Raw genomic sequence first — 12,736 nt, forward strand, 5'->3', positions numbered from 1 at the left:
TGAATTACTCTATTCTATATGCTGCTGCGTCACACAATGAATCATACCACCGTATGCATACAATTCGTTAACATATATACCGACAATTCTTCTCCCTGGAAATTGACCTTCAATGATTTGAAGCCCTAATTTATCATGTTCATCACCGTATATAGGTACCAATACAACTTCATTACCAATGTAAAAATTTAAGTACGATCCTTTACAATCTGCTTCTTTTACCAATTTTCTTGTTACTGGTACTGGAATGAGCTGAAATGGCTTGCCATCTATATTTCTTGCTTGTCGCAATTCTTGATAATGCTTTTCGTACGCCTCCAAAAGATATGACTCTCCTTCACCGAAAGGATCGTATTCATACAATATCGTATTTTCATTTACAAACCGTGCCGCGCCATCAATATGATAATCTGTATCTTCATCATAATTATCCTCTCCGCGTATACCAGTTATCCATATAAAATTCGTTACTCCTAAATATTTCGTTAACTCCATTTCAATTTCTTTCTGACTTAGTGTAGGATTTCGATTTTCATTTATAATAGACGTTTCCGCCGCCATTAAGGTCCCGTTTCCGTTTATCTCAATTCCCCCGCCCTCTAGACAGACACTAGATTCAACTTTTGGAATGCGATACATTTCACTTATTTTATTCGGAATATTAGCGTCGTTTTCGTACGGATATTTATCTCCCCAACCATTAAATATCCAGTGCGTTAGATAGCGGTTCCCTTCTTTATCTTTTACAAAGATTGGTCCGTTATCTCTTATCCAAATATCATCAGTTTCTTGAATTAAGAAATCAATTTTATTCATATTCACGTTAGCTTCCATTAACTTCGATTGGACATGTATTTTTTCTTCTTCATCACATACAACAATATGGACATTTTCTCCATAGTGAAGCTCCTTTGCCATCGATATCCAAATATCATCTAACTTAGCTCTGTAACCTTCACCCCTATGTGTTTTATCATGTGGCCATTGGAGCCATGTACCTTCATGTTTCTCCCATTCCGCAGGCATATAATACAAACTATTTTCTATATTTCTCATACGTGTTCACCCCTTATATGAATGTATGTCCAGTCTATACTTTGACATCGTGTTAAGGTCAACAGGAATATATTCATTTACTTGTAGCAACTTTATAAGGTGACTCTTTATTTCTCCTTGTGATACACTACTTCTCCTTGTAAAACCGTCACTAAAACTTTCGCATTCGGAATCTTATCGGCACTCATTTTAGTAATATCTTCATTTAGTAATACCATATCAGCTGATTTGCCTACTTCAATCGAACCTGTAATGTTATCAAGACCTAGCGCTTTAGCTGGCTTAATTGTATAGGCATCAATAGCTGCGTATACATCAGACAAGCCCTTTTCATCAATGCTTAATGCATTTGAAATCGTCACAAGTGGATTCAGTTCGTTTACATCCCAATCACTACTAAGTGATACATTCGCACCGGTTTTCCAAATTCGCCCTAACGGCATAATTCGTTTCATTTGCTGATTTGTAAAATACGTACTTGCCCAGCTTTGTTTTGGATCTTCCGTAAAATCATGACCTACTTGAAAATCAGCGCTAATACCTAACTTAGCAAAACGATCTATATCACTATCTTCTACCATTTCCACATGCGTAAGTGTATAAGGCTGGTTTGCACCTTCTTTTTTCGCTGCTTCAATCGCATTTAAACTCTCTCTTACCCCAGCATCTCCAATTGTATGAATAAGTGCACCGTAACCAATTTTATTTAATTCGGTTAACCACCATTTCATTTTTTCTTCTGGAATATAATTCAACCCATACGGAGTTCCTGTAAACCATTCAAATTTATATTTTTCTAGTGTTTTGGCAGTGCTATTAATACTAATTCCATCACTATACATTTTCACTTGATTAATAAGCATACGGGATGACACATCATCACGCTTAATTTTTTTGAAATACTCCATTTGTTCTGCTTCGTTTAAATTTGGATATACCCATGGTCGAAGTACTACGCGTGACGTTAGCTTTTTTTCGTCATTTACTTTATTCCAAACGTCTAACCAGCCTCGCTTCCAATAAAGACGTCCATCACCAACTGTAGTAATACCATTCTTTGCAACCTCATCTAAACCGTCTAATAAACCTTCATAATTTTTTTCAAACAGATTTGGTTGAGAATTCCATGCTTTTTCCATCACGATATCTCCTGCTGTATCATAAAGAATACCAAACGGTTCTCCTGTCTCGGAATCCCGAATAATCCTTCCACCTTGTGGATCTTTTGTATCTTTATTTATTCCAGCTAACTCGAGTGCCTTTGAATTAACCCATACAGAATGGGAGGTTCTTTCCATAATTAATACTGGATTATTAGGAAATAACTCATCAAGAACTTGTAATGGGGTTTGTTGCTCTGATTTTTCGTCCATATCTTTTAACAACGCTTCCAAACTGAACCCCGTTCCACTTATCCATTCGCCATCTTTCACACCTTTTTTACAAGCCTTTAAATACGAGCGTTGTTTTTGCAGAGAAGCATCTGGTGAGACACTACAATTTCCTGCTGCTGGTGATTTTGCTTCAAATATATGATTATGATTGTCCACAAAACCAGGAAGGATAAAACGTCCTTGTAAATCCACCACTTTCGTATCTTCATTTATAAATTCCTCTACATCCTTGTTTGAACCAACAAATATAATTTTCCCCTCTTTAACGGCTACAGCCTCTACGATGTCTTGCTTTTCATTTGAAGTATAGATTGTACCATTTTTAAACACTACATTTTTAGGTAACTGACTTGGTAGTACAGCGCTACCACTCTCACCTTCTCCTACTCCAGCAGTACATGCGGAAATCCATACCATACTTAGAACGAGACAAATAATCATGATTGTTCTTCTCATATTCTCTCTCCTTTTTATTATGATAAATTGCTTTCATACATAGAATAAGGATTGACATAATGTTAATGTCAATCCTTATTCTCATTCTATTTTCGTAACTAAAAAACAAATTTGTGTCACATACTCTTCTGCTAAACAATCACATTCAGGTCCCTTTATATAAACCTCATATGGCGAATTAATTATCACATACCCATTTCTTTCAATCCATTCTTCTAACGCTATATAAGCGTAACCTATATAGTCATAACTTCCATAATGCATAGTAGTAACGATATGATGTGGACTTAGTTGTTTCATTTCATACTCTGGTGCTACGTCTTCATCATTCCCCTGCATAACCGGAATTCTTAACTCAATATCACTGTTACTTGGAATATATTCTTCATCATAAAAGACTGCAGATGGAGAACCGACTATTTGAAAGTTATTTTTTTGTACCTCTTCATATAAGTCATAAAAATAATCATCCATATCATCTATATCTATTTTTACTCTTTGAGTAATTATCGTTACTTCGTTCCTCATTCCCATTAATATATCGTAACTTCTATGGCGAGCAATATTTAGACTACTATTCACCATTACCATTTCATTCATTTCTGAAATAACCTGTAAATTTTGCTTCACTTCATGAGACAACTCGATAATTTGTGATTGTATATGTTGAACAAACGAATCTTGATCCGATGACTGCAAAACAATTTTAATTTTTGGAAGAGGAAATTTATACTCCCTTAGCTTTTTTATTTTCAATGCTACTTCCAGCTGCTCTTGTTCATAATACCTATACCCATTAACCGGATTCACATATGCCGGTTTTAATATCTCCTCTTTGTCATAATGTCTTAACATCCGCGTACTCATTTTACAAATCCGAGAAAACTCAGCGATGGTATACATATCAATACTCCTTGAATATATTTTCTTTTCATTACTTATTTATTAAAACCAATCAAAAATCTTCTTCATTGAAAAATCTTCATTCTGATTTTTCAATCTTCTCATTTTTGAAGGTAACAAATGACTTGGACAATACCACGTTAAACAATTCATCGCGCCTCCCATTGTTGATATTTCTCCTACATGAATTTGAATAACTTGTTTCTCCGTATACTGTTGAATATATCGTAAAACTTCCTCATCTTTAGCTAGTCCAAACTTAGGAACATAAAGAGCATCACATGATTCTAACATATTTATATACAACCCTTTTGCTGATGCTATCTCTTGATCATATTGTCCTTTCTCTGTATATGATGAAGGAACAACTATAAATTCAGCTTCTGGCATTTGTTCTTGAATAATCTCTTCAACACTATATCTAAATTCATGATCCCCTAAAAAATCACTAATAAACATTGTATGTTCATCAATAAATTTAACCATTCCGTCTGCGTGTGCTAGTACATCCCCTTCTTCAGCAGGAATAATAATAACTCGGCTCACATCTAAATCCCATTCTAACTGCTCAATAATTTCCTCTTCTGTCCAATCATCGTTATCATCAAATATACGTTCTGTTAATATTACGGTATCTTTTTTATTCCAAATAAGATTACCACCATCTAATATTAATGGGGATTTCACATATTCAAAGTCATTCTTTTTCAACCATTTATTAAACTGTTGATCTAAATATCGCCCTTGATCATCTGGCAAATAATTTGGTCGATATTTAAATTTAACTAGATGATTTGTGACAACCGGTGCAACATCTCTTAGCCAAATATCATCATACTCAAAACAGCTCGTATGAAAGTCTTGTTCTTCAACAGATAAAGATATAAGTTGATCCGCAATTGATTTCTTTTCATTTAAACATTCATTAAAGTAAATCAAGTCTTCATAAAATGGTTGATAATATTCATTTGATTCGTTTGGTATTGCAGTAAAAATAATGCCATTATGTTTTTGTTCCATATTATTTACCTCGCTTTTTAATAGTAGTTACATAACTGATTTTACAAAGCCAACTATTCCTCAATTTATGTCTTTTTTCATTACAACTCATGCAACATGTACATTTCATGAATGGATTATAGCATGGAGAAATATTATATATTTATATAAAAAATATAAAGCTGACGTTAAGCCTTAAATTGACTCTTGACAATTTTTTTTAAATACCATATTTTAAAACAACAATAAATGATTAAATGATTTTTTTATCAAGATTCAAACCCATTACTTCTAATAGATCATTTTGATTATATAGATTCACCAAATGCGCTTCTACTCCTATACAAATTCCTTCTAGCGGAAGATCATTTGGATCCTGACCAAAGGGATCTTCAATTTCAACCCCTATTGCTTCAATACCTATGAATGCAAAACTTATAAACGTAGTCGCAAGTACTGTAAACCATCCGAGACTATCAACAAGACCAATCGGTAAAGTTGCACAAAATATAATCAATAAAATTTTTATATGAGCAAAATATGCAAAAGGAATAGGTGTTGTTTTGATACGATCACATCCACCCACAGATGTAAGTAACGTATTCAAATCTGTTTCCATACTAATTATCGCATTTGGATGAATTTGCCCCGTTTTCAAACCTTTTGATAGTATAGTTTTCAACATAAAAACTATACTAATCGGTAAATGATTGGACTCAACCAAAAATGCTTTTTCCTTCTCAGAACAGACAGCAAGCAATGATTTCACTTCAGATAAATCTTTTTCCTCTCTCAAGTGTCCTTTCGCTAACTTTGGAAATGCAATTAATAGATGTAAAAATTTTATTTTTTCCTGCTCCATACTCTTCCCTTTAGAATCCCAATGACACAAAAAACTAATTGCTAAATTTCTAGTACAAGCACCAATCGCGCCAAACAGCTTTCTACCTTCCCAGTACCGATCATAGGCAGTATTCGTACGAAACACTAATAGTAATCCTAAAGCTCCTCCGACGATTACCCAAGGAGTCTGATTTATATTTATTTCTGTATAGTAATAATTAATCACAGCTACTATCGTTGAAATACACGTATATAATACGATTTGTGGGAAAATATCTCTTATAATTGTCCCTTTTAATGTAAATATTTGATGTAAACTATTTTGATTATTGTAATGAACCATATTTACAAAAACCTCTTTCTCTATTAACCTTTTATTCTTTTAAATCATGAAAGTATACAATTAAATAATAGAATCATAAACCCTATCATTATGAGGCTGGTTAAGATTATTTCTTTCAATACCGTTACTCCTTTTTTGCAAAAAGATAAAATATCTTATTTAATTCAACAACAAATGTTTACTATTCTAAATCCCGACGCATCATTTTAGAATTCGCAATGAACAATGCACTAATTAATACAAAGATTGCACAGGCATATAACAATAAATCTAACGGACTATCGTGATCTATAATGATGAGACGCACAATAGCTGTTATACCTATATATATAAAATATCGTAATGGAAAATGAAAATTCATTTGAAAATACTTTATAATCATTACGATGAACTCGAAGTACAGAAAGAATACGACGATACTATCAATTAAATGATAACTAGATTCATTACCATCCAATTTCAGTTCTTGCATAAACTGAATGACTTCTTTCATAAGAAACACACTTAGAACAACCCCTAAGCAAATTAAAGCTACATTTAAAATGTACTGTAAAACGATAGGGAAATACGAAAACACTATTTTAAAATTCTTTAACACAAACATTTTTCTCCTTTACCATATAAAACGAAAAGCGAATATACACTACAATTCATTTATCATTATATTTAAATTTATTTTTATAAATAATAAGGAATGACAAAATAGGTAATAAGATTCCACCTATTTTGTCTATATAGCAGCACAACGAAATTACAATTAATTACTTCAATGCAATTGGTTGTTGTTGTGTCACACAATGTATCATACCGCCGTTTTTATACAACTCCCTCACATCAATACCGACTACTTTACGATCTGGGTATAACTTCTGAATCGTATCGTTTGCGATTTTATCATTCGGATCATTATAATTAGGCACTAATACAACTGTATTCCCAATATAATAATTGATATACGATCCCTTATAATCGAGAGTTTTTCCATTCTCTAAAGCAACCTTTTCTTTACTAAGCGGCAAGTATTCATACTTATATTTCTGTCCTGAAGCATTTTTGGCATCTAACAATGTATCCATATCTTTATTGGATAAACCCCATTCAGCTAGGTCATCTTCTTTCATCGTTACAATGGTAGATTTATTATGGAATTTAGCAAATCCATCAATATGAAAATCCGTAATATCTAAATTAGGTACTCCGTCTAACCAAATAAAGTTTGATACCCCAAGATCACTTATATATTTTTCAATCTCCTTTTCTGATAAATCAGGATTTCTATTTTTATTCGTTACCGCACTTCGAGTTAATAACGCAGTCCCATTGCTGTCTAATTCAATTGCGCCGCCTTCAAGGACAAATTTCCCCCAATCAATTCTTTCAATTCCTGATTGTTTACTCACATTCTTACGTATTTGAGCATCATTTTTATAAGGTGTTTTCTTCCCCCAACCATTAAATGCTGGATCTAATATTTTGAGATTTTTATTGCTGTCATAAACAAAAATTGGTCCACTGTCCCTCGCCCATACATCATCAGTAGGCGAGATAAAGAAATCAATCTTCTCCATATTTAACCCTTCATCTGTTAAAAGGTTATTGATTCTTTCTTTTTCTTCCTGGTCATATGCAACAATGTGGACTTTCTCACCCTCAGTTAAAGCACTTGCCATCTTAACCCAAATAGGTTCAACTTCCTTCTTATACTCTTCACCATATGTGTATTCATGTGGCCATTGCAGCCATGTACCTTCATGTTTATCTTTTTCATCTGGCATCGTATATTTCCCAGCATTTTTCTGTACCTCTACTTTTTCCCCTTCTTTCCCTTTAACATTTTCATTGTTACCCTCAAAAGAGCATCCACTAATAATTGTTGTAGATAATGTAGCTATTAAACAAAACTTTATTGCTTTTTTCATTTTTTCAACCTCCTGTTCTTGTCTCCAATAATATAAAGCTTCACATAGTGTGAAGCTCAAGCTTTTTTATCAATGTAAAAATTACCAATTGTTCTTTGCATTACTTAGCATTTAACTACCTATTTAGATTTATTCATATGTCAATCACCTTTCTTACCTATTTACCCCGCTATTTATGTGCAGTAAGACCCTCACCTCAAAATTCAGCGGAAGCAAAAAAGTTAGGTGGGGGCCCTGCTGTCCGTAAAAGCCCGATTGATGAGGGCTTCTACTCAGTGGGGATGAACAAAGCCCCTCCACTGAATAAAGTTTCACTTTATTCAGTAAGTAAAACTTTACAAAATAAAAAAATCGGTATTGATAATTACATATCAATACCGATTTTTTATAATTATTTTCCTTCTATTAAATCATTCGCCATTTTCCTAAATTCTTGATTAAATGCGTCATTCATACCATTTTGGACGTTAGAAAATAATATGACAAACGTTCGTTTATCCCAGTTAAAATTATTAAAAGTGTTCCAGCCAGCTAATACACCGTGGTTATGATAATAATCTGGGTAAATATAGAAACTAAATCCATATTTTCTTGCAGGTGATGCAGAAAACATATCTGATACACTTTGTTTAGAAAGTAGTTTACCATCCATAATAGCTTCATCTAACTTTTTCATATCTTCAACAGTCGTATACATTTCACCACAACCATACAGCCAGTTCATTTTTAAGCGCGGCGTGGCTATTAACTTATTATCTTTTTTCGTATACCCTTCTGCTAAGAAAATATCTTCTGGAAGTGTTGCGCCCATTCCAGATTCATTCATTTCAACGGGAGTCAAAATATTTTCTTTCACATATTCAGCAAGTGGTTTATTCGATATTTTTTCTACAATATATGCAAGCACCATATAATTATAATCTGTATATTTCCATCCTGTCCCTGCTGGAAATTGTAACGTTTGTGCCCCAATCCACGTTACTAATTTTAACCGTGATGCTGCGTCAACACTACCTTGTCCCTGTTCTGGTAATCCAGACGTATGTGTTAACAAGTTTCGTAACGTAATGTTTTTATCTGCCGGAAACGATGGGATATATTTATTTACATTGTCTTCAATGTTCAACTTCCCTTTTTCTTTTAGTTGCATAATAGATATTGCAACAACTGTTTTCGTAATAGAACCAATGCGATATTTCGTTCTTGGCGTTGTTAATACTTGATCTTTCACATTCGCATAACCGTAGCCTTTTCGTAAAATGACATGACCTTTACTTGCTACAAGAACACTCCCATTAAATCCTTTATCTTTTAAGTACTGATCTAGTTTTCCAGCTGCAATTTCATAACGCTTTTTCTCATTCGCATCAATTTCCTGCTTAACATCTTTTTGCTTACTATTTACATTAGAAAATGCCTTTGCATCATATTTTTTTCCTTTATTTGCATGTATTAGTGTAACAATACTTCCACAAAAAACTGCAAAAATAAAGAAAACGATTAACCATTTCTTTAACATACTAGGAACCCTCTTTTATCTAGTTTCACTTAACGTACATCCATTCTATTTTATATCTTTTAATTATCAAGTATATTATAATATTATTTAATATTCACTCTGTTAAAACTAGATTCCTTTTTCTCATTTTCAATTTTGACTACTCTCTATTGTATTTCTTTCTTGCAAAATTTCCAACATACAATCGGATGCATTACACTATAATTTCAAATTCTTTTGTAACATTTGTTACATACTAAAAAGAATGGAGATGTAATATGAAAAACACCGATAAACGCAATCGTTTAGATGATAAGATGTTTCATTATCGGATAACAAAAAACAACATGGTATTAATTGAATATTACGGAAAACAGATTATGGTATTAAAAGGAAATGATGCTGAAAAATTTTTAAATAAAATAAATCATGCAAATAACGATAAAGAAAAACAGCTAATTATGGCTAAAATTACAGGTAATTTCAAAAGAGGTAATGAACGGAATTGAAAACGAATCTCATTTACATTTTGATTATACAACAAATAAAAAAAGAAATGTCGCTCATTCAACATTTCTTTAGACTTTCTTCATAAAAAATTTACATTGCTAACATTCCTTCATTTTCTATACTTCCTATATAAGCTAACCGCTGAAATAGGAAGTAATACAACTATGCATAACCACGCATACGTATATCCCTTCTTATCTACAATATAACCAAATAAAGCAGGCGCAGCAATAATGGCAATTTGATTTAATGTAAGTGCAAAACTCACTGTCATCCCTACCGATTCTTCACTTGCTGATTCCGCAACTTCAGTTATGAAAAGGCTAAACCATCCAATTGCAAAGAACCCTAACAATGCACTTACACCATACAATACATTCGTTATTGTATGTATGCTCATTACTAATATTAGAATGAAGAAAATAGAAATACAAACAGTTATAAATAAGAGGGTACGCCTATTCCCCTTATAAAATAAATCACTAGTAGCTGCTAATATAACCCTACCAACCATTCCAGAAAAGAACATAACGGAAAATACTTTTCCAGCTAAAATTGGCGTGATTGATTGTTCCAATACTAAAAATTTTATAAAGTGCGCAACTAACACCATTTGCAATGAAATCATACAAATGCCAGTTATATAAATTGCATATAACTCTTTTTTACACATCACTTCTTTTAACTGCATCCAAAAAGAAAGTTTACTACGTTCTTGTTTAACTTTCTCTTGAATATATGGTTCCTTATAAAATATAAAAAATAAAAACCCTCCAATTATACAAATACATGCAATACTATTTACCGCATAGGCCATATTATATTTTATTGTAAGAAACGGGATCAATACTCCCGCTAATGTACCACCAATCGGTATACCGGCTTGTCTAATTCCCATCGCTAACCCGCGATTTTCTTTTGAGAACCACTTCATTATCACCTTACTTCCTCCTGGCTGCGAAACACTATAAAACGTTCCTACTAATAAAAGTACAAAGAGTAACCCATTAAATCCATTGACCATATTAGTCAGTAAAAACGAACCTCCTAGTAAAAATGAACTTATCGAAATTAACAACTTTTCATTGTATTGATCAAGTAGCCGCCCGACAAAAAGCATACAAAATAGCGGTCCTATATTTACAACACTTACTAACAATCCAATCTCCGTATTCGTAAGTGCATATTCTTCTTTCCAAAATAAAGCAAACGCTCCAACACCATACGTTATAAGTGTCGCTGTTGTTTGAGCAACCGTCGCAAAAATTAACATAACCCACTTATAAGTACTATTCACCCTTTCTTCCATTAACACAATAATCCCTCCATCCCCTTCCATTGTATGAAAGTTCTGATATCATATAAAATAAAGATTTATCATGTAATTCATCAAAAAAAATGATACCTTTTCTGGAGGGATGATACTTGGATATAAAAGATTTAACTGTATTTTACGAAGTTGCGAAAGAAAAAAACATATCTCACGCAGCTAAAAATTTAAACTATGTACAGTCTGGCGTAACAATGCGTATGAAACAACTAGAAAACGAATTAGGTGTGCCTTTATTTTACCGAAACGGAAAAGGTGTAACTTTAACTTCTAACGGTGAGATTTTATTAACATACGCCAAACAAATTATCTACTTAATGGATCAATCTGTTAAAGCAGTTCAAAGTAATGGGATCGAACCAAGAGGCACTTTAAAAATTGGATGTACAGAATCTACAACCGCTGTAAGACTTCCATCTATATTAACGGCCTATTATGAGAAATACTCAAAAGTCGAATTGATTTTAGAATCAAATACGACGGAACAATTGATTAGGCTTGTACTAGAACGAAAACTGGACGGAGCGTTTATAGCTGGCTCTACTCAGCATGCTGAACTTCATACAAATATATTTCGTGAAGAAGAATTAGTTCTCATTAGCAAAAAGCCTTTATCTTCCTTTAAAGACATAGGAGACATGAATTTACTTGCATTTAGTCATGGGTGCTATTATAGAAATTTATTAGAAGATTGGCTTCAAGAAGAAGGAATTTCACCTAAGCGAGTATTAGAGTTTGGAACAATTGAAGCGATTCTCGCATGTGTAAAATCAGGTATGGGCATAGCAATTATGATGAAGTCTATTTTAAGTGGTCATAAACATGACATATCATTCAATCCTTTACCAAATAGCTTCAAAAAAGTTCCTACTACTTTTATTACTAGAAAAGATATATATCACTCTGCTGCATTACAAAAATTTATGGAGATGACTCACAATGCGTGAAAAGAAAATACGTGGTATGAAACGAAAAACAAACACTATGATAAAGCGAATTGAGGAACATACAAAACCGTTCCCTTCTACTTTCTATAACGATGAATATTGGAATATGCTATTGCCAGTTTCTCAAGCTTTTATCGATTCTTGTAAAACGGCTAGAAAAGTAAAACGATTATGTATTCAAACCTTATTAAATCAAGCAAATCATTTAATAAATATAAAACCTAGGGATACACATACATATCGAGTTGTTGTTTTGATTTCTATAAATAATTTTTGGGATTCGCAAATCATTATATTTAAAAATGAGGACTACTTTCATAATTTCTTTAATAGAGATAGTGAATTTCAAAAATGGATTCTTCTTTCAAATGAAATTGATTTTTGGGAGACATGGGAAATGTCAGTTTGTCATTCCTTCAAAACGCTTCACTTTCAAGAAATTATTTATGATGCAGATGAATGCTATGAAAAAGAGATTCTGTTTATCGGAGAGTTAGATTAAAAAGGGTATACCTAAAACACTGGTATACCCTTTTCC

At 32.8% G+C, this 12,736-nt stretch carries 12 protein-coding genes; 3 read left to right on the forward strand and 9 right to left on the reverse strand.

The genetic code is table 11. The annotated features are described in order from the left end of the window. Window positions 1–9: 9 nt before the first annotated feature. The 8 genes from MR136_RS07265 to MR136_RS07300 form a co-directional block, all read right to left on the reverse strand. Window positions 10–1,056: an agmatine deiminase family protein gene (locus MR136_RS07265; protein WP_017673133.1), complete on the reverse strand. Its 1,047-nt coding sequence runs from the start codon at window positions 1,054–1,056 to the stop codon at window positions 10–12. A gap of 107 nt (window positions 1,057–1,163) precedes the next feature. Beyond that, window positions 1,164–2,906, reverse strand: coding sequence for an amidohydrolase (locus MR136_RS07270; RefSeq protein WP_017673134.1), 1,743 nt, complete (start codon window positions 2,904–2,906; stop codon window positions 1,164–1,166). 81 nt (window positions 2,907–2,987) lie between these two features. After that, on the reverse strand, window positions 2,988–3,809 hold the full coding sequence (locus tag MR136_RS07275; RefSeq protein ID WP_017673135.1) for a MerR family transcriptional regulator: 822 nt from the start codon (window positions 3,807–3,809) through the stop codon (window positions 2,988–2,990). A gap of 42 nt (window positions 3,810–3,851) precedes the next feature. Continuing rightward, on the reverse strand, window positions 3,852–4,829 hold the full coding sequence (locus MR136_RS07280; RefSeq protein ID WP_000435528.1) for an agmatine deiminase family protein: 978 nt from the start codon (window positions 4,827–4,829) through the stop codon (window positions 3,852–3,854). A 232-nt stretch (window positions 4,830–5,061) separates the two neighbouring features. Beyond that, complete coding sequence (locus MR136_RS07285; RefSeq protein ID WP_000233820.1) at window positions 5,062–5,994, reverse strand: bestrophin family protein; 933 nt, start codon at window positions 5,992–5,994, stop codon at window positions 5,062–5,064. A gap of 181 nt (window positions 5,995–6,175) precedes the next feature. Then, window positions 6,176–6,592 (reverse strand): phosphate-starvation-inducible protein PsiE, encoded by a 417-nt coding sequence (gene psiE, locus MR136_RS07290; protein WP_000916574.1) that lies wholly within the window; start codon window positions 6,590–6,592, stop codon window positions 6,176–6,178. 163 nt (window positions 6,593–6,755) lie between these two features. Then, window positions 6,756–7,913 carry an agmatine deiminase family protein gene (locus tag MR136_RS07295; protein WP_000709185.1) on the reverse strand — a complete coding sequence of 386 codons (1,158 nt, stop codon included), beginning with the start codon at window positions 7,911–7,913 and terminating at the stop codon, window positions 6,756–6,758. Window positions 7,914–8,304: 391 nt separating this feature from the next. Continuing rightward, window positions 8,305–9,432 (reverse strand): serine hydrolase domain-containing protein, encoded by a 1,128-nt coding sequence (locus tag MR136_RS07300; RefSeq protein WP_000915192.1) that lies wholly within the window; start codon window positions 9,430–9,432, stop codon window positions 8,305–8,307. Window positions 9,433–9,689: 257 nt separating this feature from the next. Here MR136_RS07300 and MR136_RS07305 point away from each other — a divergent pair, with 257 nt between their 5' ends. After that, a complete protein-coding gene (locus MR136_RS07305; RefSeq protein ID WP_000798794.1) occupies window positions 9,690–9,920 on the forward strand; it encodes a hypothetical protein in 231 nt (76 codons plus the stop codon). Between the two features lie 110 nt (window positions 9,921–10,030). Here the strand turns inward: MR136_RS07305 and MR136_RS07310 are convergent, their stop codons facing one another. Next, window positions 10,031–11,260 carry an MFS transporter gene (locus tag MR136_RS07310; RefSeq protein ID WP_031312152.1) on the reverse strand — a complete coding sequence of 410 codons (1,230 nt, stop codon included), beginning with the start codon at window positions 11,258–11,260 and terminating at the stop codon, window positions 10,031–10,033. Between the two features lie 86 nt (window positions 11,261–11,346). Between MR136_RS07310 and MR136_RS07315 the strand changes: the two genes are divergently transcribed. Further along, entirely contained in the window at window positions 11,347–12,198 is an 852-nt protein-coding gene (locus MR136_RS07315; RefSeq protein ID WP_000351691.1) for a LysR family transcriptional regulator, read from the forward strand. Next, entirely contained in the window at window positions 12,191–12,700 is a 510-nt protein-coding gene (locus MR136_RS07320; RefSeq protein WP_001208333.1) for a DUF3916 domain-containing protein, read from the forward strand. The genes MR136_RS07315 and MR136_RS07320 overlap by 8 nt, the downstream gene beginning before the upstream one ends. Window positions 12,701–12,736: the final 36 nt, after the last annotated feature.

Source organism: Bacillus cereus group sp. BfR-BA-01311 (assembly GCF_022664295.1).
Classification (GTDB): domain Bacteria; phylum Bacillota; class Bacilli; order Bacillales; family Bacillaceae_G; genus Bacillus_A; species Bacillus_A cereus.

Coding starts and splice junctions, on each gene's coding strand:
- MR136_RS07265 (WP_017673133.1), bottom strand. CDS start 1,056: ATGAGAAATATAGAAAATAGTTTGTATTATATGCCTGCGGAATGGGAG.
- MR136_RS07270 (WP_017673134.1), bottom strand. CDS start 2,906: ATGAGAAGAACAATCATGATTATTTGTCTCGTTCTAAGTATGGTATGG.
- MR136_RS07275 (WP_017673135.1), bottom strand. CDS start 3,809: ATGTATACCATCGCTGAGTTTTCTCGGATTTGTAAAATGAGTACGCGG.
- MR136_RS07280 (WP_000435528.1), bottom strand. CDS start 4,829: ATGGAACAAAAACATAATGGCATTATTTTTACTGCAATACCAAACGAA.
- MR136_RS07285 (WP_000233820.1), bottom strand. CDS start 5,994: ATGGTTCATTACAATAATCAAAATAGTTTACATCAAATATTTACATTA.
- MR136_RS07295 (WP_000709185.1), bottom strand. CDS start 7,913: ATGAAAAAAGCAATAAAGTTTTGTTTAATAGCTACATTATCTACAACA.
- MR136_RS07300 (WP_000915192.1), bottom strand. CDS start 9,432: ATGTTAAAGAAATGGTTAATCGTTTTCTTTATTTTTGCAGTTTTTTGT.
- MR136_RS07305 (WP_000798794.1), top strand. CDS start 9,690: ATGAAAAACACCGATAAACGCAATCGTTTAGATGATAAGATGTTTCAT.
- MR136_RS07310 (WP_031312152.1), bottom strand. CDS start 11,260: ATGGAAGGGGATGGAGGGATTATTGTGTTAATGGAAGAAAGGGTGAAT.
- MR136_RS07320 (WP_001208333.1), top strand. CDS start 12,191: ATGCGTGAAAAGAAAATACGTGGTATGAAACGAAAAACAAACACTATG.